Origin of the sequence: Vibrio sp. 10N.222.52.C12 (genome assembly GCF_041474215.1) — a bacterium.
Classification (GTDB): domain Bacteria; phylum Pseudomonadota; class Gammaproteobacteria; order Enterobacterales; family Vibrionaceae; genus Vibrio; species Vibrio crassostreae_C.
On the sequence record NZ_JBFRTR010000113.1, the window covers coordinates 24,029 to 47,012 of the forward strand.

Consider the following 22,984-nt stretch of genomic DNA (forward strand, 5'->3'; position numbering starts at 1 on the left):
GTAATACTGAGACTCACAATGTACAGATTGCGTATTTCGGTGATTGCGATCGCTCGTTTCGGTTTATTCCGATCACTTGATCCTGCCGTTTTTCTCTCTTCCTATTTTTACTCTAAGTGATCGGATTGCGCCAGTTTTCTCATCGACTCACCTCCTAGTTCTATTCGATGACTATTGTGTACCAGCCGATCCATTAGAGCGTCTGCGACAGTGGCGTTACCGATCATGTTGTACCACTCCTTTACAGGTAACTGACTGATGACGATCGTGCTGCTGTTTTGGTAACGATCTTCAAGCACTTCTAATAAGTGACCTGCATGCTCTTGGGTTAGCTTTTCCATCCCCCAGTCGTCGAGGATTAGTAGAGCTTTCTTAGCCAACGATTGAAGTTGCTTTTGATAGCTACCGTCCAGACGACCTGCGGTCAGGTCATCAAGCAGGCGAGTTAATCGGTAGTATCTGACCGTGTGTTGTTGGTCGCAGGCACTGGTTGCCAGTGCGCAGCCAAGATACGTTTTGCCAGCACCTGTTGGGCCTGTGATCAAGATATTCTGGTGCTTATGTAGATAACTGCCCGTTAGAAGTTCGCTCATCTGTTTACGATTGAGATTTCGTCCCTCCTTGTAGATGAGTTGGCTCGGCTGAGCATCCACTCTCAGTTTGGCTTGCCGTTTTAAGCGTTGGATTTTTGTCTGATTGCGATTCAAGATTTCACTTTCCAGAAGTAGGCTTAGCCTTTCCTCGAAGTCCAGCTCTGCGTAGGTGCTCAGTTGTTCTTGTTGCTGCTCTAACGCTTTCACTGCATGGCTCAAGCGGAGGGTTTTGAGTTGGTCGTTCAGTGCGTTCATTTGTATTTCTCCTAGTGATAACAGTTCGGGCCACGGACATTGCTATGAACAAGGTTCGGCGTGCTCGTGTTGTCTTTGCTCAGTTGTCCTTCACGATTGTTCTTCAGCAGATTATTGATGAAGGTGTAGTTCGGTTTTGTCAGCATCAGCGCATCTTTACAGGCTTGCTCTAAGCGCGACTCGCCATGCGCTTTACTCAGATTGAGCAGCCCAAGGCAGGAGCGATACGACTGCTCTGGATGAGGCTTGGAGTAGAGCATCTTATTGATGACTTCTCGTGTGGCTGGGCCGATATTGGCTCCCCAGTTGAGCAGGCGTCCAGGCGACCACTTCTGATGTTGATGATTACTCGGCATGTGCTCTGGTTGGGTGCTGTTTCCGCGCTCTCTTTGGCTGCGTGGATGCTGGGCTACCAAGTTACCTTGATGGTAGATCTGCACCAGACGGTTGGAGGCTTCCAGTTCGACATGGTGACCAACAAGTTGATGTGGCACCGAGTAGTAGTGGCGGCGATATTCTATGTGATAATCAGGCCCAACCTTGGCTCGCTTGGTTTCGGTATAGAGGTATCGCTGCTTAGGTAGCGGCTTTAACGCTGGCTTATCGAGTTTGTCGAACAGCGCTTTGCGGCTCGCACCATACTGTTTCATCTCACGTTCGTTTAAGTCATTCATAAGCTCACGGATGGCAAGGTTCAGCTCTTTGAAGGTATGGAAGGTTTGATGTCGTAGTCGCATCATGATCCAGCGTTCCACTAGGAGCACGGCATTCTCTGCCTTGGCTTTGTCTTTCGGTTTGTAAGGGCGAGCTGGCATCACTGCGGTTTGATAGTGATTCGCCAGTTTTTGATAACTGTCGTTAAGTCTCGGCTCATAACGATTGGCTTTGGTGACCGCGCTACGTAGATTATCGGGAACCAAGAGCTGTGGTACACCACCGAAGTGCTCGAACGCATTGGCATGCGCCTCTAACCAGTAAGACTTACCTTGACTCGGGAAGGCTTCAACATAGGTGTAATTGGACGCACCTAAGGTCGCCACGAACACTTCTGCTTCGCGCACTTCACCTGTATCAGGGTTGACCACTTGAAGCCGAGGCCCACAGTAATCGATAAACAGCTTGTCACCTGCCACATGGAGCTGGCGCATGCTGCGCTTTTGAGTTTTGAACCAACGAGTGAAGTGCTCGCAGAACTGAGTGTAAGCGTAAGCTTGTTCTTGATATTGCTCATGGTATTCCTGCCACAACAACATCTTTGTCATGCCTTTACGTCTGAGTTCGACTGCGTATTGAGTGAAGTCTGGCATGACTTTATCGCGACTGGCTTTCTTGCCGTGATACAGCGCTTGCGTGAGATCAGCATCGCTGCAACTTTCGGGTAGAGGCCAGCCAAGTTGGCTTTGTTTAAAGCGAGTAAGGAGTTCCGATATGGTGGACGGGCCGAGTTTCAGGCAAGAAGCGATACCACGATTGGAGAGACCGCAGTCGTACTTAAGGCGTAATACCTCTTTGATTTTGTTCATTGGAGTTCTCTTTTTGGCCATTGTCGCTTCCTTACGTTCTTGTTTAAGAAGTAAAGAATAGCGAGCTATTGATTTAAAAGAGAAAAAGGAAGGATTTCGGGCATTCCGATCGCGGTTTTCGCTATTCCGATCACCGATTTCGGAGTTAGGCTAAAAGTGATCGGATAATCGCGGAATCAGTGATCGGTTTAAACCGAAATGGGTGATCGGATAATCCCGAAATGACTGATCGGAATGCTCCGAAATATGCATACAGATTCAAACTCGTGCTCTTTATCTGCATATTGCTCTAAATAAACCGTTAATTCTTCAACCTTACCTGATAACAGATACTCATCTGCTTTTTGAGAAAAGGCTTCAAGCTCGTTGTAGTCCATAATAAATCCGTTACTTCACAATGCCCAAAACATTCTACATTAACTTGTGGGCAACGATGGCTGATCTACACCAATCAGACACTCAGCTAAGCAACCTTTCTCATGTCTATAGTTATTGATGATTTGATAACCGTTCCCTCACGTCATTAGGAGACATCTTGCAGTCTAACTTCACTTCATATGGTATAACTTATTGATTATCAGTTGAGTTAATATGAAAATGACTGCACCACCGAAGGATGAAAAGCGACAATTTGTCGTCTAATAAGCGTTAGCAACCACAACTACTTCACAGCAAGGATGTATGGAATTTGAAAATTACAAAAATTGATATAAAGAAATTTAGGTCAATCGATCAATGTTCGATGTGTTTCAGCGATATTAATGCTGTAGTAGGACAAAATAATAGTGGTAAATCTGCAGTGATTCGTGCGTTAAATGCATTTTTTAACCCTGAGAGTGAAGAGCACTCATACATTCAAGGAAAGCATGCGTATACCACTAAGTCCATCCCCAAAATTGCAGTAACTTTTGGAAGCCTCGGAGATAAGTTTGAACCTTACAGAGATGGTGATGTTCTTGAAGTCCAGCAAACCTATTCGTCTTCAAATCGAAGGATATCTTACAAATATCGTAGTGAAGGCAAGTTTATTTCTGCACCTGACGAGCTAATCCAACAGATAAAAGAAAATATAGCGTTTATATATATCCCACCAAATAGAAACCCTGATCAGCTGAAGTGGGAAGAAAACGCACTAATTAAAAACTTAGTTGAAGAATATCTTAAAGCAGAGACACACAAAAGAGACACACTAACTCCAAAATTCAGAAAAGCAGCTGAGTATCTTGAAAATGGTGCTTTAAAGAGAATCGCCAAAGAAGTTGAAGGTTACTATTCGCTTCGGCATACATTTAATTTTTCTCTAAGTTTTAATCAGAATTCGAATTTTATGTCATTCTTGAATGGCATTGAGATGCACATCGATGAATTAGGGCTTGATCATTATTTAGACGACTGTGGTACAGGATTGCAAAGTCTAACTATTATCGCTCTTCATAGAGTTCTAGCAAATCTTAGACACCAAAATATCATACTTGGTTTGGAAGAACCTGAAACTAATTTACACCCACAAGCTCAGCGTGAACTTATTAACTCCATTAGCCGATCATCAGATGATGATGATGTGGCTCAAGTAATTCTTACCACACATTCTACAGTTCTAATTGACAATATTGATCACTTGAATATTGCATTAGTACGGAAAGTGCCCGATTCCACGAGGGGATTTAAATCAAGATTACTTAAATTGCCTTCGACTTTTTTTGAAGACTATGACTTAGAAGAGTTCAAGTACTATCAGTTTCACTTATATCGGAATAGTGATTTTTTCTATGCGAATCATGTGATTTTCGTGGAAAGTAAAAATGATGCCGAGGTTGTTAAGGTTCTTGCTGAACGTGCAGGAATTGACTTAGACCTATATGGGATTAGCTTGATTAATATTGACGGGGTAAGGAATCTATCTTATCCATTCCATATAGTGAAAAAACTAGAAATACCCTACTTGGCAATTCTTGACAAAGACTATTTCATCCCTTACCTGAACGATGAGCTTAATCTTAGTAGAGATGGTCAGGGGCTACCCAAGTATCGATACGAGTATAAATCTGGAATTATCTTAAAAGAGTTGATACCAGCTAAAAGTGACAGAGACACAATCCTAAATTGCATGAAGTCAAACCACAGTAAAGCGCTAGACGTATTCGAAAAAAACAACCTAGTTTGTATGAAATACAATTTAGAAATGGACTTATTATGCTCGGATAAAGCTGTCGAGAGAATGTCTGAACTGTTGAGTCTTACAGATCAGCAAAGCAATAGGCAGTTTATCCTTGAAGAAAGGAACAAGGCTGCAAAAAAATTAGATAAAATGCTCGATACACTTCGAGAGCTTAGTAATCAAAATTTACCAAACTCTTATAAACGTATTAAAAAGCTTGTCACTGCGATTGCATCAAGCTGCTAACAAGCGTTTGAGAGGAATTCTCGACGCTTGGTATTTTCAGTTGGAATCTGCTTTAGTGTATACGGCACAATGATTTAGGCAGTTGATAGCTTTGATAACTACAAGGACAAATATGGAAAAAAAATACGATAAACGACTCATTGCCGCAGATATGCTAGAAGAAGCAATAAATAAATTTAAGACGGCAACAAGTGACTTAGATTACATCCAGTCAATACTATTAGCTGGGGCATCTATAGGTATTACTAACCCGTTGCTTTCTGAAAACCAAAAGCAAACTGCCCATGAAAAGTCCGCTGAGACAGTTATACGAATACGAGAATATGGCTTGGGTCGTGAACTCAGCCCACAAGAACGGAAAGATGTATTTAGCGGAACAATGAGGTTCAATAAACAAGCTTATAATTCTTTAAAACATGCTGGTAAGGGGAAACAGCTGGCTGCATCAGATGACTTAGATATTGAGACTGATTTTGCGGTAGAAGCCGAGGAATTACTTTGGGCTGCTATTGAGGATTTTAACGGGCTACCTATTTCGCCTGAATTCCTAATTGAAAATGGTAAAAATGACTTTAGATTACTTATTGGGAGTAGTGACCCCCTTGGTACAATACCAGAGATGCACTGTAAACCAAGAAGCAACACAAAACAACAGTGATAACAAATAAGCAGGGGGATTAGCTTTGCGCAGCCAGCATTAATTCCTAAGTGTTGAACACGCCCGAGCCCCTATATAAATAAATTGTGCGATGTGTTCTAGAAAGATGGCAGCCTTGATGCTTTTCTCAAGGCGAATGCGGCCTTCGTAAGGCAGAGGTTTCGACACATCATTCGGTGCGTCCTACACGTCAGTTTTGCTATTTGCCATATCTGTATTTATTCATGGTTTGCTAATGTTCGATTTTCCGAAACTGATTTTTGTCCAAAAGTTTGTTGCAAACGTGTCTACTATGTCTGTGATCACCGAGCGGTAATGTTATTGATTATCTAGGGCAAAAATTATTGGAGCCGAGAGCATCTCAAGCCGCCGCAGTACTACTTGGTTACCCTTACAGCGGACCCGATTACTGGAGAAGTGCTACAGGCAAAACACTGAAAGAGATTGAAGCGGAATCTATTTAGATAAATGCAGCGATCACTCGCTGTTTAAATTGGCCTAACCTCAGTTCATCAAATGCTAAAGTGAACCCTGCATTATTTGAATTCATCATATCTGAAGTTTCTCCCCAACTAAGTAAGCTTGGTTGGGGTCGATTAGATTGAACGCTTTCCGATACAGTGCTTGACTGCAGGCGTATTTCATCAACACCACTCGGTACGTTGTTATCTTGTTTAATGTACATGCAGCTATCAGGAATATCCTGCTCAATTCTTTCAGCAAACCCAATCAAACTTTCTTCGGCAAAGGTATACAACCAGGCTTCTTGATTGGGTGAATCATTAACTCTCAATATCCTTCCAAGGACTTGTCTAAAGTAAAGCTCCGTTTTTACCGAACTCATATGACAGCAAACCTGCAGCCTTGGAATATCCGTTCCTTCACTTATCATCCCAACACTGACTATCCACTGAACGCTTGAATGACGAAAAGATTCAATTTCATTTAACGGATTATCGTGATGATAAGTCACTATGCATGCTGATTGATTAAAGTGCTCAACAAGTCGCTTTTGAATGTCTTTAGCGTGCTTAATAGAAGAGGCGACCACCAAGCCTCCAGCACTTGGGGACTCTTGCCTTATCTGCTCTAACTTTTGGCAACCGCTATTTAGTATGTAATTCATAGCGTCTTCGTTGTGAATGACGCTTTGGTAAGAGACATCGGATTGTTTAAGGCAATCAAGAATAGAGGCGAAGTGTTGATTGTCACTGCCAGCCTTAACGCTCAGGTGTTCATTATCGATTAAAACGATTTTAGGGCGGCGGCATACCTTATCTTCAACTGCCTGTTGCAAGCCGTATTGATAATCGCAAACAACCTTACCATCAGGGTCGGAATACTCAGCCATGACGATCGGTAGTCGGTCAGAACGCCAAGGCGTGCCCGACAGCGCCAGAGTGTAACGAGCAAAGCCTTGGATCTTAGAAACAATTTCTAGCCCCCATGAATTTGACCGCCCCTCGTCATCAAACGAACAATGGTGGATCTCATCAAATATGACTAAAACTCGATATTTGCTGACGGTGTACCAAAAGTTTTCATCCAAAAAACGGATTGATTGGTAGGTGTAAGAGCCTCCAAGAGAACCCAAACCTCCATTAAAGGAACATTCGAGCTTCCATGAAAAGGTCTTTTGCATCCCTTCAGCAACAGTCAGAGAGGGCGAGAAGCACAGCACTAAGTCAATCATGCCTATTTCAAATAACCGACTCGCAACCTCGGCGGCCATAACGGTTTTACCCGCTCCAGGAGTCGCTTGGCAGAAGAAGTGTGAATGCTTGTTTGAAGTGAATTTCTCGACAGCTTGATCTGCACACTCGGCTTGCCATGCTCTTAACATTGAGGAGCCTTACTTTGGGCGACTTGCATCCAGTTGGTTAGTGCATTAATTCTGCCTAATAGCTTGGCTGAGCGTTCTCTTGCTGCATTAAATAGCGGCTGCATATCTTGCTTGTTGTTTGGGAAACGCGCTAACAACGATTGGTATTCCTCAATCTCGCCTAGAGTAATCGCCAGCTCACCTTCATGCTGTTTCTTCTCTCGCTCTAGTGCATTTAGAGAGCACTCTGGAATTTGAATATCCGTTGAGTCGACCTTAGCTTTCCTATTTCGACCCGATCTAGGCTCAATTGTGAGCGCTTTGAATTCGTTAGTTTGATGGTAGCGTTTGTCTCTGCGAACCCCAATAACAGAAAGCCAGCCTTTCTCCTCAAAAGATAGAAGTTGCTTATAAACATACTTTCGAGCGTCGTCCTTACTCGAGAAGGTTGAAGCACTGTTTAGCAAAGCATCCCTAGCGTCTGTGACGGAGAAATTATCCATCCCTTTCTCAATCAATAGGTTAAACATGTGAGGGTTAATTCTGGTTACTTTCTTCATGTGACTCTTACAGGCAATAAAAACTTAGGATTGCTAAGTATACAAAAATCAGTAAAACTTAGACAATCTAAGTTATCTAAAGGTTGAAAAGAAATGTGTAAGTGCAAAAAGACAACCCCATCCCTGCGAGGCTCAAAGCTGCGCGTAAAAAAGCCAAGATCACCCAAAAAGATTTAGGGGTGAAAATTGGTATGGAGCAGAGTTCTGCTAGCGGTCGTATGAATCATTACGAGAAAGGCAGGCATGTACCTGATATTGGTACGCTTGAACGTATGGCTGAAGAGTTAGATGTGCCGCTAAACTACTTTTTCTGTAGGAGCGAATTGAGCGCTGAGCTAGCGTGCGCCATTGATAAAATGAGTGATGAAGAGAAGGCGGTGTTGCTGGAAAAACTAGCGTCTCAATGATTTGGTTATCAACATCGCAGTTTTATACTTTCAGGCTACTTGTACTTAGCAACGTACTCAGCGGTAATGCATCTGTAAATCGGGGGGCGAGAATCCTATCCTCTGCTGTAATCGCTCTCATATTGTACGCTGAACCTTTATCTATTTGCTCTAACATCACCTGTTCTAATGAACATTCAAATGGGTTCTCCAAATAGGGGAATTTCAGTATAAATGTCCTAGATAGTACTTCTTTGTTCAACGTACTTTTGTTCTCTTTAAAGCTCATTATCATGGCATCTTTCAAAAAGTGCTTGAGCCTTCGACACTCTCCACGACACATTGAAAACAAGGGATATAGAATTTCATTCTTAGTCAGTATTGGCGTTGGCTCGTAGCCCATTCTAGAGGCTAGTCCAGCCACAAATCTAGCAAAGTGTTTCTTTTGTTTAGCATCAATACTGTATTGAGTGTTGGTATTTTTCGCGTCACTTTCAACCTGAAGCAATTTAAAATAATTGATTTCTCTGCGCCAACTCAATCGAGAGTTCCACTGCGGCTCCTTCGCGATAACATCAGCATAAGGCATTCCAACCAATACAAAGGATACACCGGCTTCCTCACTGATATATTTAAATGTATTAGCGATGGTTTGTCTTTCATCCGCAGTCGAAAACTCCACAAGCTCTTGAATCTCATTAACAATAATGAGCTCGACAGATTTACGTTTTAACTGAGTTACCACTCCTTCAGCAAGTGCAATTTCATTTCTCTTTCGTACTGAACGTCCTCCTGATTTTGAGTCCAGATCAACGAGAAATTGAGTCAGAGTATTTTGTTCATTTACTCGACTAGGAATTCGGGTACTTAGGACTGTTTGCTTGGACCAACTCGTTCCTGTATTGAAGCGTGAAAGGTAGTTATTGATTAAAGCGGTTTTTCCACTTCCCGATTCGCCTGTTAATAGGAATGACTCAGGTTCACCGCCTAGTAATTGATTAAAGCGAAGTTGGTCAAATATCGAATAGATCTCCGTAATTTCGGGGTACTCAATAAAACAATTATCGTAGGCTTTCAATTGTTCACACTGCATGGAAGTAAAATTCACGATTAGTAGCCCTCTATCTCTTCAAGATCATCATCGTCCAATGATAGTTGAGTACTAACAACGTTTAATGCTGAATTACTGCTTTCATTTTTTCTAACGATTGAGCCAGGTCCTTCCGTGCCAACATCTCTGTATTTTGCAATCTTAGAAGTGTTCCCTGTTTTAGGTTGGGTGAGCTTTTTGTTTTTAGAACTACGCATTCTCTCAGCTTCCCCTTCAATAAGAGCTTCCATATAGAGATAGGTATCGGCTAAAGACTCTTCATTGACGAGGCTTCGGGTATTCAACCTGCGCACTCTTTGAATTCGCTCATGTTCGAACAACGAAAGTCCATTGGTATACCCACTGTTATCAACCGCTGGGACTTTTATGTATTTCTTTTCTGATTCAAGAAAAACGTAGATAGCGCTTATGTCCGACGGATCGGTTTTTGTCCTGACGAAGAGTTTCCCTTGTGAATTAACCGAATTGTATTTTCGATACTCTATGAGCTCATCCGATTGATAGCATAAATTGTGCAACCTTATCCCAGCGATCCCTATCGTCCGGTGCCTTAACAACCCCAACTCAATACGTAACTCGGCCGCAGCTTGTCCTTGGTAGAAATTTGGAAGCCATTTCGATTCATTCCACTTATGATAAGGAACATTCCTTTCTCGACTATCAGAGTCCATGTGATAGCGGTCGATAACCCATTTATGTATTAACTCCATAAATACAGAAACTCTAACGGCAGACTCTTTTTTAGGATCGTAATCTTTAAGCTGAGTGGGATTTGTGAATGTTTTTCCAGGCAGAGCGTTAACCAACCCCTTGTTTAGTTGATCAAATAACTTTTCTATACCGGTCTTTCTCCACGGTTTGGCAGCTTGGCTGTATTGAATATCCGACACCAAAGGTCTCAAAGAGTCCTCTAGGCTATCACTCCAAAACTCGGCACCATTATCAACGACCAGATAGTCTATTTTTCCATGACATGGCCAATCATTTGTTATTGAGGGATATTTTTCGCTTACCCAGCGCTTGTCTAGCAAAGTACTTAATAATGCTTTTCTGACGGAATCAAAACTAGGCTCTCTAAAGTTAACGCTGAAGCCGACGATGCACTTACTAAACCTGTCATAGAGCATGGTTAGATATGGGCGACCTAATGGAATATCCAATTCATCATCAATCAGTATGACAGGGACTGGAGTATGGTCAATTTCAACGTACTCCATCGGTTTCGTCGCCTCTATTTGCTGGCCTACAGAACGAAACTCTCTATCTGCATATCGCTTTCCATACCTTTCCACTGCAACATCATAGGGTGGTAAACTATTCACTCTGTCATAAAATGCTCTTTGGCTAATTCGCTTGATTTTGCCTTCGACTATTTCTTGATTGGCTTTAATTACTCGGCTTTTGTAATAGCGGTAAGCCTCTGCAACGCTTAAACGCTCTTTAGTCAGGTATTTTTTTTCAATCGCTTCATCAATGAGCGACTGTGAATCTGCATGAACGGTTCTATTTCCTTTTTGGGCGTGTTTAGGAATGAGCGAAAGAACGGCTCTCCCTGATTCAAAATACATTTTCTTCCAGCCGGCAAGAACTCGCCAACTCGGTGGAGATAGCCCTAGCTCTTGTTCAACCTGATTTAAAATCGGTACAAGATTTTTTTCTGTCCACCCACCTTTTAGACGTTTTTCAGTAAATTGAATGACTTTAAGACGTCGTAATACTTCTTGTTGAGTTTTTACAGGATAGGTATCAATGGAAGGGAGATACGATTTATCTTCTTCAAATAAATCACTCGGTATTTGGGTTACTAATTCCGCTTCGTTGGCAGAAGCTTCCATTTCATCAATGAAACCAAAAACGTCATCAAAATCTGACGTCATACCTAACACCAAACGTAGCTATTCAAACCAAAATCAGAGCTTCTAATATCAGTATTAACTCTCCCTGACGATAGCCAACAGAGTGTTGATATCAGAGTTTCATGCTCAGACAGTCCTAAGTGGTCGGAGATTTCGCGTAATTGTACTTTCTGTCTACGTTGTATAAATCCGAGAACAGACTTTTGCGCTTTAGTGATGGTATGCAAACCAGAGTAACGATGTAACAGCTTTAAGTTACTAAATATTGGGTCAATACGAATTTGTTTCTCTGTCACTAAAACAAGGCGTTTTCCTTGTTCTTCTAGTGCTACTCGCTGTTTTTCAGCAAATCGGAGCCTGAAGTCTGGTTTTAAAATCTGGCTTGAGTGCTTAATCTCAATAAGAGTAGATTGGTCGTTATGATTATCGGCTAAAAAATCTGGCGTATAACGACACTTGCGACCATTAAAGTAGTAATAAAAACCGTGTGGTTGAGATATGTACCCTTTAACATCAGGGTTATATTCGAGATGGAAACAAAAATCGAACTCTAAAACAGAGAGAGTGCGAACAACAGCATCATTTTTCAAGCTCATGAACTTGCAGATGTTGTGAACGTGAGAGGATTTTTTGGTTTGGTCGAACATAGTGCGCATCACTTTTGTTGTAAACCTACAACAAAAAATAGACTATGCTGACTTATAGTGCAAATTTGCTAACTTCTTTGCAATTTATGCTAACTTAGTTTGCAAACATCATAAAGGGTGGGAACCCAGCCACATCCCGGCACACAAGTCACTCGCTGCGGCTGCTCCCTTCCAGGCCTGACCGAGTTCACGAGCTATTGTTGCGGGAGGACCAGGCCCCCATAGATTCGTTTTCTAAGAGGCTTGCCTCAAAGAGTGATTGGATTATTAAGCATCACAGCAACCATTGCAAGCCCTTCCACCCTATTTTTGAACAATTGCGGTCTAAGTGCTTATCCTTTATTCAAACCATTAGAAAATCGCAGGTAAATTCACCATTTACCTGCATTTGGAAGGTTTGGATTGCTGGAGTACTAGATATCGATGTCTTCGTTATCTTCTGTGCGAATGATGTAGTCTGTCATCCACGCGGTACCTAATAGACACAACCACACCACAAAGACTGGGCTCGGTACTTCGATGCTTGGAGTAATCACCAGAGCCGCAAAACCGACCGTTGGCAGTGTCCAACACAGTAGTTTATTCCAGCGGAAGGTTTTCAAGCGCGTCAGCGTTTCCATCGATGCCATGATGCCCGTTACACACAAGGCAACCAAAGCGGCATAACGTAAATCGGCTATCCATAATGGAAGTATTAAGCCTAATGACCACCAGCTGTGTCGGCTGGCAGGCTTAAGATGATTTGCCGCCCACCAAATCACGATGATTGATAAGGTTTGAAGTGTGGTAACCCACGGGACACCTTCAAGCTTGCCTGCTGATTGTGTCACCATGATCCCGACCTGCAAAGTAGTCACAATCAAGCCGGAAATAATCACGACCGACAAACTACTGCGTCTTGAGAAGACCACCATCAATAACGGGAATAGTACCCACGCACTGACAGACAGCGTGATAGGCTGCAAAGGAAGGGTTAGACCATAAGTGGTCATGGAAACAAGCAAAGCTAATCCTGCTATGCCCCCCTGCGGTAAAATCCATAAAGCAGGAATTACCATTGCAAGCACCGGGATATCTCCCTCACTTAAACTGATTGCTCTCGCGCAAACAACCGCTAATAATGTGGTGATCAAGAACTGAAACGTTGTAAATACCATAGCCCTCTCCTTCTACCGATCCGTGGTACCATACCAATCGTAGTAATTAACTGGTCACCCTAGCTTGTTAAAAAACTCGATAACCTCGTTAGATTTTTTGATTGTAGAATAACTACTTATCAAAACTTCTTATCAAAAAGAGCGGCCTTGCTCTCAAGCTTTTTCCCTGCGCTATTTTTGAACACTTACTTACTGTGATTGGTATTTATGAACTAGGAACATTTAGTATGGACCAATTTTTGAGCCAAATCTTTGCTGTGATTCACCAAATTCCATATGGAAAAGTAACAACTTATGGAGACATAGCACGTTTTTCAGGATTTCCGGGCTATGCGCGCCATGTTGGTAAAGCGCTGGGTAACCTGCCAGAAGGTAGCAAACTGCCTTGGTATCGAGTGATAAACAGCAAGGGTGAAATCTCTTTAAAGGGTGATTCGTTCGACCGACAAAAGCAGCATTTGGTTAAAGAAGGGATTGAGGTGAGTGATGCAGGAAAGATCAAACTCAGAATATACAAATGGCAGCCCTAGAGCTGCCACTAATCGCTGATTCAACTGGCTAAGTTAAGCCAATCAAGATGCCTTAACAGTGGCATCGACTTCTGATTAACGAACACCAACCAAACGTAGGTCTGCTTGCTGTGTATTTTCTACATCAGTAATTACTGACTTAATCGTGTCCGTTATGAAACGCAGTTTACCGTCAACATGAATCGATGCGCGCATGTTGTAACGGTGGTTAGCTTTAATTTTGTCGTTGTCGTAGCTCAGCTCGAATGCGAACGGTACTTGCTTACCGTCTGTGGTGAACTCTTGAGTTGCGATAACCGTCGATGGTGCATCAGCCAGTGAGATATCTTCTAGCGTAACGGTAACCACTGCATTCTCTGGCAATGCAATTCTTTCACGGTAGCTTACTGTTCCTGAAATCACTTGAGTGTTCTCTGCAACCACTTCTTGAGAAGCGCTCGTTTCTGATGTTGCTTGGCAACCAACAAGTAGGCCAAACGATACTAAAGACGTAATAAGAATTAGAGCCTTTTTCATATTCAATTTCTCTCAACATGTTTGCCGGACTCGGCAAATCTACTCACCAATTATAAGAGAGCTTTCATATTCTGTCTTGAAACCCTATGATTTATTGACAGATATCTGACTAAGCTAAATGATTAACACCATAATCTGACACCCATTTTACGAAGAGGAATGCTGGCGATGAGTCAACCTTTACAAGAATTACTAAGTTTACTTCAGCTAGAAAAACTGGAAGAAGGTTTATTCCGTGGGCAAAGTGAGAACCTAGGCCTACCACAGGTATACGGCGGTCAGGTATTGGGACAAGCGCTTTCTGCTGCTCGTTATACCGTTCAAGACGACCGTAGTGTTCACTCGTTCCACAGTTATTTTCTGTTTCCCGGCGATCCTGAAAAGCCAATCATTTACGATGTTGAGAACCTACGAGATGGACGCAGCTTTAGCACACGCCGTGTAAAAGCGATTCAAAATGGCCGCCCTATTTTCTATCTCACTGCTTCTTATCATGGCGATGCGCCAGGGTTTGAGCACCAGATTTCAATGCCTGATATTCCGGGACCAGAGAACTTTGCCTCAGAAACTGAATTAGCGAGCCACATTGCGGAATTCTTACCAGAGAAACTGCGCAAAACCTTCTGTGGCGAAAAGCCGATTGAGATGCGTCCGGTGACGGTGGTAAACCCACTGAAACCTAAGAAGACGGAAGCGAAACAATACCTTTGGGTAAGAGCGAATGGCGCGATGCCAGACAACCACTTGATCCACCAATACCTGCTTGCCTACGCATCGGATTGGGGATTCTTAGTGACGGCGCTTCACCCACATGAAGTCTCTATCATGACGCCAAATTTTCAAGTGGCGACGATTGACCACTCAATCTGGTTCCACCGCCCATTCAAAATGGACGAATGGCTGCTTTATGCGATTGAAAGCCCAACGGCAGCGAACACTCGCGGCCTAGTGCGCGGCGAGATCTTCAACCAGAAAGGTGAGCTGGTAGCGACAGCAGTACAAGAAGGTGTGATGCGTTTTACTAAATAGCACTCAAATAAATAGCGGATAAACGCTTCTTACAAGCCCCAAATACGCACAAACAAAAAGAGGCTAGGTTTAATACCTAGCCTCTTTCTTTAATGACGCTTAAGAAAACTCGTCACGCAAAAATCAATAAAACCTACTCAACTTCTAACGTTGGCTCAAACTCGCCTTGAACTCGCGTTTTAATGCCATCACCTGCGTCTCGTAGAAGGTTAAATGGCGATAACACTACGCCTTTCACCGCGCCCTCAGCGGCTCCCTGAGCGAGTTCCTTACTCTTATCAGCTAACAAATTAGCTTGTGCCAAAATACCTGGGACTTCCGCTCGTAGCATTTCAGATTCCGTGACGATGACAGGAATAGTCTGTTCGCGGTAAGACTTACTTTCAGCGAGCATTGGTGGCATTACGTCTACGCGGTATCTCTTTAATTCAGTTAATGTTGGTGGAATAACATCGGTTCTTACCTGCTCGACTTCCGTTCGAACATTTTTCACTTCATCTAATATCGCAGGGATTTTGTTGTCGACCGAGGCTACGGTTTGATTCACATCATCGATCGTCTTTCTAACTTCTTCGACAGTGTTTAACACCTGAGGAGCAAGATCGCTGACATGTTCTGCAAGCGCTAATAGCTCTTCTACTTTGAGCCCTTTGGTGAGGCCCGATATGTCTTCGATAACTTGCGGGTAAGTATCAACGATTTCACCGACTTTATTAGTCAATGAGTAGATGGTGTAACCCAAGTAAAAAATGGCGACCGCCAGTACCAGCTGGATAGCGGTAGATACTTTTGCAAACATGAATAATCCTTTTCTTTATCGCAGAGACGAGATCTAAACTGAGAAGATAGTTAAACTAAAGCGATAGTTAATCTATTACTAGGCGCAGCTTAAAGCGGCAATGCTGTCGTGTACTTCAATGGTTCCATCGCAAACGTCGAGGTCACATTAGAGATACCATCAATGCTATTCACCAAGCGCTTATAGAAATCATCAAAGCACTTCATGTCTTTAACCTGAACCTTCATCATATAATCATATTCGCCAGCCATGCGATAGAACTCCATCACTTCTGGAAATTCCGACACAGTATTCACAAAACGACCATACCACTCATGAGAATGATCACTGGTTTTCACCAATACGAACGCAGTAAAGGAAAGATCCAGTTTTTCCGGGTTCAGCAGTGCAACTCTTTTCTCAATAATGCCGTTCTCTTCGAGGCGCTTAAGCCTTTTCCAACAAGGCGTTGTAGTGAGATTGACCGCTTCAGAAATATCGTTCAATGACAGGGTGCTGTCTTCTTGCAGTAACCCTAATATTTTTTTATCTACGGCATCTATCACACTTTCACCAAATCGCATTTAAAGAGAATAATTTTCTACAATTTAAGCAAAACAAAGCAAATATGGCAAAGTTTTTCTCTCCGATTATAGATAAATTAGAACCATACCAATTACAAAGAATTCCTACACTCGATCAGGAGAACGTTTATGTGCACTGACCATCAATGGATTAACAACGCGATTCGTAAAATTGAAGCGGACTACCAACGCTCAGCGGATACGCACCTTATCAAGCTCGATCTACCAAGTATCGAAGGCATTGATGTTTACCTTAAAGATGAAAGCACACACCCTACAGGCTCTTTAAAGCACCGTTTAGCGCGTTCTCTCTTCTTATACGCTATCTGTAACGGTTGGGTTGGCCCAGAAACCACGATCATTGAATCTTCATCGGGCAGTACTGCGGTGTCTGAAGCTTACTTCGCTCGCCTACTTGGCCTTCCATTTATCGCGGTAATGCCAAAATGCACAGCGAAGAAAAAGATCGAGCAAATTGAATTCTACGGCGGCCAAGCGCATCTTGTGGACCGCTCAGATGAAATTTACGATGAGTCTCGCCGTTTAGCAGAAGAATTGAATGGTCACTACATGGATCAATTTACTTACGCTGAGCGCGCAACCGACTGGCGTGGTAACAACAACATCGCGAACTCGATTTTCAATCAAATGCAGATGGAAGATCACCCAGTTCCGGCTTGGGTAGTAATGAGCCCAGGTACTGGCGGTACTTCAGCGACGATTGGCCGTTTCATTCGCTACCAACAACATGAAACTAAGCTTTGTGTTGTGGACCCTGAGAACTCTGTATTCCACGAATACTTCCAAACAGGCAATGCGAACGTGAAATGTAGTACATTCAGCAAGATTGAAGGCATTGGTCGCCCACGAGCAGAACCAAGCTTCATTCCTGGTGTGGTTGACGAAATGCGTAAAATCCCAGACGCAGCAAGTATCGCAACGACACATTGGTTATCTGACATTCTTGGTCGCAAGGTCGGCGCATCAACCGGGACTAACATGTACGGTGTACTTCAGCTAGCCAGTGAGATGAAAGCGCGTGGCGAAAAAGGTTCTATCGTGACTTTGCTATGTGATAGCGGTGAACGTTACCTAGACACTTACTTCAATGACGAGTGGGTAAATCTGAATATCGGTGACCTACAGCCGTACGCGGCGAAGTTAGAAGCTTTCTCGCAAACGGGTGAGTTGGCTTAAATACAGAGCAAGCACCGACTCCAAACTAAAAAGAGCCTTGATGGGCTCTTTTTGTTTATTCATTCTATTAATCAACCACCAACGAGAACAAATTACTCTGGCTTCTGCTTCGCTTCAAATGCCGCTAGTTGTTCAGGCGTCGCTTTTGGCTGATGGTTTTGTTTCCACTCATCGTAAGTCATGCCATATACGCGCTCACGAGCGTCATCGATATCCAAGTCTAAGCCTTGTTGCTCTGCTTCCGCTTTGTACCATTTACTGAAACAGTTTCGGCAGAAGCCAGCCAAGATCATCAGATCGATGTTCTGCACATCTTTATTGTTATCTAGGTGTGCTAGCAGGCGACGAAAGGTTGCTGCATCCAGCTTATCTTGTTCTTCTTGAGAAAGATCTTTGTATTTAAATTCAGCCACTTTACTTTCCTTTATTCGATTTATTGTATTAATTCGTTGAGCTCTGTTTGTTATACAAAAAAAGCCTGCAATTCGCTAGGAGCAAACGCAGGCTTTTCAATATTGTTACACTATTCCGTGTTCATTAATCGTGCGTGTTCATTAACCGTGACTGGTTCTTCCCACGTTGTCATGGCTAAGCTCTTTATTAAGTTCCGCTTCCACGTGACCCGGAGAGCGTGTTGATCCTGAAATCAGTCGGTACATCGCAGGAATTACGAACAGAGTAACCAATGTCGCGAAGCCCATACCGAAGAAGATAACCGTACCCACAGCCACTCGGCTTTCATAGCCTGCGCCCGTTGAAGTAATCAATGGAATTGCACCAGCCAGCGTCGTGAATGCCGTCATCATGATTGGACGTAAGCGTCGAGCAGAAGCATCAATGATCGCCTTTTCAAACTCAATACCACGGTCACGAAGTTGGTTAGCAAACTCTACGATCAAGATACCGTTTTTGGTTACCATACCGATCAACATGATCATACCAATCTGGCTGTAGACGTTGAGCCCTTGACTCATCAGCACCAAGCCTAAGAAGCCACCGAAGATACCCATAGGTACGGTGAACATCACCACCAGCGGGTTAATGAAGCTTTCAAACTGCGCGGCCAGTACCAAGTATGCGACCAGCATCGCTAGCGCAAACACCACTAGGATACTTGATTGGTTCTCTTTAAAGTCTTTTGACTCGCCAGAGTAGCTCACTGAAATATCACCCGGTAGCTGTTCAATCGCTTGTTCATCAAGGAAATCGAGCGCGTCACCCAGCGTGTAACCTTCCATTAGGTTCGCTTTAATGGTCACCGATTTCTGCTTGTTGTAGTGCGACAAACGAATCGATGAAGCCACTTCTTCAATGTGCGTCAGCGTATCAAGTGTAACCAGCTCACCAGACTGAGTTCGCATGTAGATTTGGCTTAGATCGTTCGCGTTGTTGAAGCTGTTTTCATCACCACGCAGATACACGTCGTACTCTTCACCACGGTCAACGAAGGTCGTTTCACTGCGGCCGCCAAGCATGATTTCTAACGTATCTGAAATGTCTGAAACGCTAACACCTAGCTCTGCTGCACGCTGCTTATCTACGGTTACCAATAGCTCTGGTGTTTTCTCAGAGTAATCGATGTCCGCGCCTTCCATCATTGGAGAATCTTCAGCCGCTTGCTTTAAGAGCTCTGCCCACTTCTGAAGTTCAGAGTAATCAGAACCGCCAAGTACGAATTGAACAGGCTCACTTGAACCACCTTTGAAGCCCGGCATGAACGGGAATACACGCACATCTGGAATGCCGTTCAACGATTTACGAACTTCGTTCAACGCTTCTTGTGCGGTAACGTCACGCTCATCCCAGTCTTCTAGGATCATGATTACGAAGCCCGTTTGGTCACCCGCATTACCACCAAACGCTGGTGATTGAATACTGAATGACTTCAAGAAGCCCTGACCAAGCAATGGCATTAAGCGTTCTTCAACGATGTCCATGTTGGCAGACATACGGTTGTAACTGGTTGCATCGGCACCACGAACAAACGCAAATATAACACCACGGTCTTCTTGTGGCGTCAGTTGCGACGGCACTTGTTGCATCAAGCCATAACTACCGCCCATACACGCGATAATGATGATTGGAGCGGCCCAACGCCAGTTAAGAGCACGGCGCAATACCGCGCGGTATCCAGACTCAAGCTTGCCAAATACGCGCTCGACAAACAAATTGAAACGGTTTGGTTTAACGTTCGCTTTAAGGATCTTACTGCCTAGCACTGGCGTTAGCGTTAATGCGACTAGCGACGAGAAGATCACCGACATCGCAAGCAATACAGAAAACTCGGTAAACAATAGGCCAACCATGCCGTCCATGAACGAGATTGGTAGGAATACCATTACCAATACAAGCGTTGTTGCGATTACCGCGAAGCCTACTTCACGAGTACCTTTATAGGCCGCAAGCAGCGGTGACTCACCACGTTCAATATGGTGGAAAATGTTCTCAACCACCACGATCGCATCATCTACCACCAAACCAATCGACAGGATAAGTGCCATCAAGGTAATCAGGTTGATAGAGAAACCGAAGTAGTACGCGGCAATAAACGACGAGATCAGAGATACAGGTACGGTTACCGCTGGAATAAGTGTTGCACGTGCTTGACCAATAAAGATATAAAGCACAAGGATAACCAAGCCGCCCGTGATAAAGAGCGTGCTGTAAACCTCAGAGATTGAGCGGTCGATAAAGACAGTTGAGTCATAGTCGACAGCTAAACGAGTACCGTCTGGCAAGAACTTTTGAATTGCTTCGACTTCTTTATGGACTAAGTCAGCCACCTCAAGTGGGTTCGCATCTGACTGAGGCACGATACCCATGCTTACGTTAACAACGCCGTCACTCTTAAAGGTCGAGTTCTCGTTTTCTGCGCCAATGTAAACATCCGCTACGTCTTTCAAGTAGATAGGTGTGTTATCAGAGGCACGTTTAACGACTAGATATTCGAAATCTTCCGCTTCAGTGTAAGAACGAGCAGTACGAACCGACATCACAATCGCATCGTTACGTACTTCACCACCTGGGCTTTCAATGTTCTCACTGTTCAGAGCAGAAGTGATGTCCGAGGTAGTAACGCCACGACCCGCCATCTGCGCAGGTTTCAGCTTCACGTACATTACTTTGTACAAGCCACCTGAGATATCCACCGAGCTCACGCCAGAAATCAAACTAAAGCGGTCAATCAACACACGTTCGGTGTAGTCGGTTAACTGCGTTCGGTCCATCTCCGTCGAACTTAAGTTGATGTAGACCGAAGCTTCACCACTACCATTGTTCTTATAAACAATTGGGTCGTCGGCTTCATCTGGCAATGAACGCTGCGCACGAGCTACAGCATCACGAACATCACTCACACCGGTATTGAGGTCGTAACCAAGCTCAAAAGTAATCGTGATACGCGACATACCGTTACGCGTTGTGGATTCGATCTCATCGATACCACTGATGCCGGATAACTGGTCTTCAAGGTTGGAGGTTATTTGGCTTTCAATGATGGTGGCAGACGCACCCTCATAACGAGTACTGATCGATACTACCGGGCTTTCAATATCTGGCATCTCACGAACCGCGAGCTTATTGAAAGAGACAATACCAAACACAACCAATAGTAGGCTCAATACGACGGCCGCTACTGGTCTCTTTACAGAAACATCAGATAACAACATTAGTTAGCGCCTTCTTGTGCTTTTTTATCACTTGCTGCATCAGCTGGGCGATTAACGGCAAGCTCTTGAACCAAGACGCCGTCACGCATGTTCACGATACCTTGCACCACGATCTTCTGGCCAATTTCGATGCCTTTGTCGATCACGACTTCGTTATCGATACGTGCCCCAAGGAAAACTTCTGTACGAGTTGCTTTATTATCTTCGTCGATAACATAAACGAAACGCTTCGTACCTGAATACTCAAGCGCTTGAACTGGGATAATCGGCGCTTCTACAGGAGGGAAATCCATATCAGCTGCCACTAGCATGCCTGGCTTTAGGTAATCATTATTGTTGTCAAAGTGGATTCGAACTCGAAGGTTCAAGGTTTCAGCATTAATACGAGAATCAATGCCTACCACTGTGCCAGTGAACTGAGTCTCGCCCCACGCACTGGTGCGAGCCGTCACTGTCATGCCTTTAGACAGCTTAGAAAGGTAACGCTCAGGAATTTGAAGATCTAACTGCATCACAGACAAATCATCTAAAGTCACAAGCTCAGTACCTGCTGTCACCATTTTTCCGCGACTAAAGTCGATAAAACCGACCGTGCCAGAGAAAGGTGCGCTGATGTGTAAGTCTTTAAGATTGGCATTGGCGGCAGCTAGGCGAGCATTGGCGATCTCTACATTAGTTTTCTGAGCGTCAATTTCAGTTTGCGTGATCGCGTTACGTTTCACTAGGCGTTGGAATTCCGCTAGCTTACGTTGCTCGTCTTTTAGGTACGCTTGCGCTTCTGCAACTGCAGCTTTTGCTTTGTCGTCATCTAATTGAACCAACATCTGCCCTTTGGTGACATCTTGATTGGCTTTGATGTTGATAGAGTCAACTCTGCCCGCTACTTCAGAGGTAATGATCACAGATTGTTCTGCTTCTAACTTACCTACCAAAGAAAGAGATTGGCTAACTTGGTGAATATCAACTTGCTCAGTAACAACAGTGACAGTGCTAGGGCCCATGCGTTTAGCTAGTGCGGCTGGAGACGCCATAAGAATAGACAAGCTAAGCAGGGTTAAAACAGATTTATGCTTCATAATAATGGTCTGCAAGTAAGGTTTATACCAATCACAGTGAGTAAGTGGTCAGAAATAGCGTAGGGAAAAGGCTTGAGAACAAGGTAGCTCTTTTCAACAGATAGTTTCGATAAGTAGTTATTCTACAATCAAAATTTCTGACGCTGTTCTCGAGCATTTTAACAGGCTAGGATGACATGTTATTTACTACGATTGGTATTAATATCTATAAATGAAATTAACCGTATTCTATCAACTGATGAATGCTGTAACGTCAAGAAGTGTAAATCTAGATTAAATTCCATTTACGTTTCTTGGCGAATTGCACAAACCAAACACAATGTAGAAAGCGAGTTACCTCAAGGTGTTACCTATCACTACGTAAACCTTAGTATAGATGTTCACTTCCCGAGCAATATGCGTACTTTTCGCCATCTTTGCCCAAAAAGGCAGCATTCAACACAAAACCATAAGAAAAACTCTTTACAGGTTTAACGTGTTTGCTATGATGCGCTCCGCACTTGAGAGATGCGTTGGGAAAAACATCTCTTTAGCCTATCCATTATGAGTTAGGAAAAACACCCTGGAGGGGTTCCCGAGTGGCCAAAGGGAGCAGACTGTAAATCTGCCGGCTCCGCCTTCGATGGTTCGAATC

22 protein-coding genes and 1 other RNA gene are annotated in these 22,984 nt (G+C 43.6%); 7 read left to right on the forward strand and 16 right to left on the reverse strand.

Annotated elements, in window-relative coordinates; all coding sequences use genetic code 11:
- Window positions 1-107 precede the first annotated feature (107 nt).
- The 3 genes from istB to AB4623_RS19400 all read right to left on the reverse strand — a co-directional run bounded on the left by istB (window position 108) and on the right by AB4623_RS19400 (window position 2,748).
- Window positions 108-848 carry an IS21-like element ISVch3 family helper ATPase IstB gene (gene istB / locus AB4623_RS19390; RefSeq protein ID WP_011988345.1) on the reverse strand — a complete coding sequence of 247 codons (741 nt, stop codon included), beginning with the start codon at window positions 846-848 and terminating at the stop codon, window positions 108-110.
- Between the two features lie 11 nt (window positions 849-859).
- Window positions 860-2,392 (reverse strand): IS21 family transposase, encoded by a 1,533-nt coding sequence (gene istA / locus AB4623_RS19395; RefSeq protein WP_017101221.1) that lies wholly within the window; start codon window positions 2,390-2,392, stop codon window positions 860-862.
- 167 nt (window positions 2,393-2,559) lie between these two features.
- Window positions 2,560-2,748: a hypothetical protein gene (locus AB4623_RS19400; RefSeq protein ID WP_372127732.1), complete on the reverse strand. Its 189-nt coding sequence runs from the start codon at window positions 2,746-2,748 to the stop codon at window positions 2,560-2,562.
- 311 nt (window positions 2,749-3,059) lie between these two features.
- On the opposite strand from AB4623_RS19400, the gene AB4623_RS19405 reads away from it, so the two are divergent.
- The 3 genes from AB4623_RS19405 (at window position 3,060) to AB4623_RS19415 (ending at window position 5,897) form a co-directional block, all read left to right on the forward strand.
- Window positions 3,060-4,775 carry an ATP-dependent endonuclease gene (locus AB4623_RS19405; protein WP_372127730.1) on the forward strand — a complete coding sequence of 572 codons (1,716 nt, stop codon included), beginning with the start codon at window positions 3,060-3,062 and terminating at the stop codon, window positions 4,773-4,775.
- Window positions 4,776-4,887: 112 nt separating this feature from the next.
- Complete coding sequence (locus AB4623_RS19410) at window positions 4,888-5,433, forward strand: hypothetical protein (RefSeq protein WP_372127728.1); 546 nt, start codon at window positions 4,888-4,890, stop codon at window positions 5,431-5,433.
- A 344-nt stretch (window positions 5,434-5,777) separates the two neighbouring features.
- The gene (locus AB4623_RS19415) at window positions 5,778-5,897 is read left to right on the forward strand and encodes a DUF4357 domain-containing protein (protein ID WP_241823911.1); all 120 of its coding nucleotides are present in this window, start codon (window positions 5,778-5,780) and stop codon (window positions 5,895-5,897) included.
- Here AB4623_RS19415 and AB4623_RS19420 read toward each other — a convergent pair.
- On the reverse strand, window positions 5,894-7,276 hold the full coding sequence (locus AB4623_RS19420) for a DEAD/DEAH box helicase (RefSeq protein WP_372127725.1): 1,383 nt from the start codon (window positions 7,274-7,276) through the stop codon (window positions 5,894-5,896). The two genes, AB4623_RS19415 and AB4623_RS19420, sit on opposite strands and share 4 nt — an antisense overlap.
- On the reverse strand, window positions 7,270-7,815 hold the full coding sequence (locus AB4623_RS19425; RefSeq protein WP_017064061.1) for a hypothetical protein: 546 nt from the start codon (window positions 7,813-7,815) through the stop codon (window positions 7,270-7,272). The genes AB4623_RS19420 and AB4623_RS19425 overlap by 7 nt, the downstream gene beginning before the upstream one ends.
- A 101-nt stretch (window positions 7,816-7,916) precedes the next feature.
- Here AB4623_RS19425 and AB4623_RS19430 point away from each other — a divergent pair, with 101 nt between their 5' ends.
- Complete coding sequence (locus AB4623_RS19430; protein WP_102333418.1) at window positions 7,917-8,222, forward strand: helix-turn-helix domain-containing protein; 306 nt, start codon at window positions 7,917-7,919, stop codon at window positions 8,220-8,222.
- Window positions 8,223-8,244: 22 nt separating this feature from the next.
- Here the strand turns inward: AB4623_RS19430 and AB4623_RS19435 are convergent, their stop codons facing one another.
- From AB4623_RS19435 to AB4623_RS19455, 5 genes are all read right to left on the reverse strand, one after another.
- Window positions 8,245-9,294 carry a TniB family NTP-binding protein gene (locus AB4623_RS19435; protein WP_136994845.1) on the reverse strand — a complete coding sequence of 350 codons (1,050 nt, stop codon included), beginning with the start codon at window positions 9,292-9,294 and terminating at the stop codon, window positions 8,245-8,247.
- 17 nt (window positions 9,295-9,311) lie between these two features.
- The gene (locus AB4623_RS19440) at window positions 9,312-11,189 is read right to left on the reverse strand and encodes a Mu transposase C-terminal domain-containing protein (RefSeq protein WP_372050710.1); all 1,878 of its coding nucleotides are present in this window, start codon (window positions 11,187-11,189) and stop codon (window positions 9,312-9,314) included.
- Window positions 11,190-11,191: 2 nt separating this feature from the next.
- A complete protein-coding gene (locus AB4623_RS19445; RefSeq protein ID WP_102333420.1) occupies window positions 11,192-11,815 on the reverse strand; it encodes a TnsA endonuclease N-terminal domain-containing protein in 624 nt (207 codons plus the stop codon).
- A 120-nt stretch (window positions 11,816-11,935) separates the two neighbouring features.
- Window positions 11,936-12,032, reverse strand: an RNA gene (ffs, locus tag AB4623_RS19450) — signal recognition particle sRNA small type.
- Window positions 12,033-12,228: 196 nt separating this feature from the next.
- Window positions 12,229-12,972, reverse strand: a complete 744-nt coding sequence (locus AB4623_RS19455) for a hypothetical protein (RefSeq protein ID WP_372147189.1) — start codon at window positions 12,970-12,972, stop codon at window positions 12,229-12,231.
- 227 nt (window positions 12,973-13,199) lie between these two features.
- On the opposite strand from AB4623_RS19455, the gene AB4623_RS19460 reads away from it, so the two are divergent.
- Entirely contained in the window at window positions 13,200-13,502 is a 303-nt protein-coding gene (locus AB4623_RS19460) for an MGMT family protein (RefSeq protein ID WP_048609271.1), read from the forward strand.
- 75 nt (window positions 13,503-13,577) lie between these two features.
- Here AB4623_RS19460 and AB4623_RS19465 read toward each other — a convergent pair whose 3' ends face one another.
- Window positions 13,578-14,018, reverse strand: a complete 441-nt coding sequence (locus AB4623_RS19465; RefSeq protein WP_017058951.1) for a YbaY family lipoprotein — start codon at window positions 14,016-14,018, stop codon at window positions 13,578-13,580.
- 168 nt (window positions 14,019-14,186) lie between these two features.
- Here AB4623_RS19465 and tesB point away from each other — a divergent pair, with 168 nt between their 5' ends.
- Window positions 14,187-15,047, forward strand: coding sequence for an acyl-CoA thioesterase II (tesB, locus tag AB4623_RS19470; RefSeq protein ID WP_029235187.1), 861 nt, complete (start codon window positions 14,187-14,189; stop codon window positions 15,045-15,047).
- 133 nt (window positions 15,048-15,180) lie between these two features.
- On the opposite strand, the gene AB4623_RS19475 is transcribed toward tesB, so the two are convergent.
- Together AB4623_RS19475 and AB4623_RS19480 are read right to left on the reverse strand one after the other, a co-directional pair.
- Window positions 15,181-15,846: a hypothetical protein gene (locus tag AB4623_RS19475; protein ID WP_017070264.1), complete on the reverse strand. Its 666-nt coding sequence runs from the start codon at window positions 15,844-15,846 to the stop codon at window positions 15,181-15,183.
- A gap of 89 nt (window positions 15,847-15,935) precedes the next feature.
- A complete protein-coding gene (locus AB4623_RS19480; protein WP_017062025.1) occupies window positions 15,936-16,409 on the reverse strand; it encodes an Lrp/AsnC family transcriptional regulator in 474 nt (157 codons plus the stop codon).
- 129 nt (window positions 16,410-16,538) lie between these two features.
- Here AB4623_RS19480 and AB4623_RS19485 point away from each other — a divergent pair, with 129 nt between their 5' ends.
- Entirely contained in the window at window positions 16,539-17,606 is a 1,068-nt protein-coding gene (locus AB4623_RS19485) for a PLP-dependent cysteine synthase family protein (protein WP_136978152.1), read from the forward strand.
- 92 nt (window positions 17,607-17,698) lie between these two features.
- Here the strand turns inward: AB4623_RS19485 and AB4623_RS19490 are convergent, their stop codons facing one another.
- The 3 genes from AB4623_RS19490 to AB4623_RS19500 all read right to left on the reverse strand — a co-directional run bounded on the left by AB4623_RS19490 (window position 17,699) and on the right by AB4623_RS19500 (window position 22,350).
- Window positions 17,699-18,019: a DUF1244 domain-containing protein gene (locus AB4623_RS19490; protein WP_004736423.1), complete on the reverse strand. Its 321-nt coding sequence runs from the start codon at window positions 18,017-18,019 to the stop codon at window positions 17,699-17,701.
- Window positions 18,020-18,160: 141 nt separating this feature from the next.
- Entirely contained in the window at window positions 18,161-21,274 is a 3,114-nt protein-coding gene (gene vexH, locus AB4623_RS19495) for a vibriobactin export RND transporter permease subunit VexH (RefSeq protein WP_017062023.1), read from the reverse strand.
- The gene (locus AB4623_RS19500; RefSeq protein WP_372137633.1) at window positions 21,274-22,350 is read right to left on the reverse strand and encodes an efflux RND transporter periplasmic adaptor subunit; all 1,077 of its coding nucleotides are present in this window, start codon (window positions 22,348-22,350) and stop codon (window positions 21,274-21,276) included. Before AB4623_RS19500 ends, vexH begins: the two co-directional genes overlap by 1 nt.
- Window positions 22,351-22,984 lie beyond the last annotated feature (634 nt).

What these genes read in the sequence shown, in the direction of transcription:
- istB (WP_011988345.1), bottom strand. Translation starts at nt 848, where the DNA reads ATGAACGCACTGAACGACCAACTCAAAACCCTCCGCTTGAGCCATGCA.
- istA (WP_017101221.1), bottom strand. Translation starts at nt 2,392, where the DNA reads ATGGCCAAAAAGAGAACTCCAATGAACAAAATCAAAGAGGTATTACGC.
- AB4623_RS19400 (WP_372127732.1), bottom strand. Translation starts at nt 2,748, where the DNA reads ATGGACTACAACGAGCTTGAAGCCTTTTCTCAAAAAGCAGATGAGTAT.
- AB4623_RS19410 (WP_372127728.1), top strand. Translation starts at nt 4,888, where the DNA reads ATGGAAAAAAAATACGATAAACGACTCATTGCCGCAGATATGCTAGAA.
- AB4623_RS19420 (WP_372127725.1), bottom strand. Translation starts at nt 7,276, where the DNA reads ATGTTAAGAGCATGGCAAGCCGAGTGTGCAGATCAAGCTGTCGAGAAA.
- AB4623_RS19425 (WP_017064061.1), bottom strand. Translation starts at nt 7,815, where the DNA reads ATGAAGAAAGTAACCAGAATTAACCCTCACATGTTTAACCTATTGATT.
- AB4623_RS19435 (WP_136994845.1), bottom strand. Translation starts at nt 9,294, where the DNA reads ATGCAGTGTGAACAATTGAAAGCCTACGATAATTGTTTTATTGAGTAC.
- AB4623_RS19440 (WP_372050710.1), bottom strand. Translation starts at nt 11,189, where the DNA reads ATGACGTCAGATTTTGATGACGTTTTTGGTTTCATTGATGAAATGGAA.
- AB4623_RS19445 (WP_102333420.1), bottom strand. Translation starts at nt 11,815, where the DNA reads ATGTTCGACCAAACCAAAAAATCCTCTCACGTTCACAACATCTGCAAG.
- AB4623_RS19455 (WP_372147189.1), bottom strand. Translation starts at nt 12,972, where the DNA reads ATGGTATTTACAACGTTTCAGTTCTTGATCACCACATTATTAGCGGTT.
- AB4623_RS19460 (WP_048609271.1), top strand. Translation starts at nt 13,200, where the DNA reads ATGGACCAATTTTTGAGCCAAATCTTTGCTGTGATTCACCAAATTCCA.
- AB4623_RS19465 (WP_017058951.1), bottom strand. Translation starts at nt 14,018, where the DNA reads ATGAAAAAGGCTCTAATTCTTATTACGTCTTTAGTATCGTTTGGCCTA.
- tesB (WP_029235187.1), top strand. Translation starts at nt 14,187, where the DNA reads ATGAGTCAACCTTTACAAGAATTACTAAGTTTACTTCAGCTAGAAAAA.
- AB4623_RS19475 (WP_017070264.1), bottom strand. Translation starts at nt 15,846, where the DNA reads ATGTTTGCAAAAGTATCTACCGCTATCCAGCTGGTACTGGCGGTCGCC.
- AB4623_RS19480 (WP_017062025.1), bottom strand. Translation starts at nt 16,409, where the DNA reads ATGCGATTTGGTGAAAGTGTGATAGATGCCGTAGATAAAAAAATATTA.
- AB4623_RS19485 (WP_136978152.1), top strand. Translation starts at nt 16,539, where the DNA reads ATGTGCACTGACCATCAATGGATTAACAACGCGATTCGTAAAATTGAA.
- vexH (WP_017062023.1), bottom strand. Translation starts at nt 21,274, where the DNA reads ATGTTGTTATCTGATGTTTCTGTAAAGAGACCAGTAGCGGCCGTCGTA.
- AB4623_RS19500 (WP_372137633.1), bottom strand. Translation starts at nt 22,350, where the DNA reads ATGAAGCATAAATCTGTTTTAACCCTGCTTAGCTTGTCTATTCTTATG.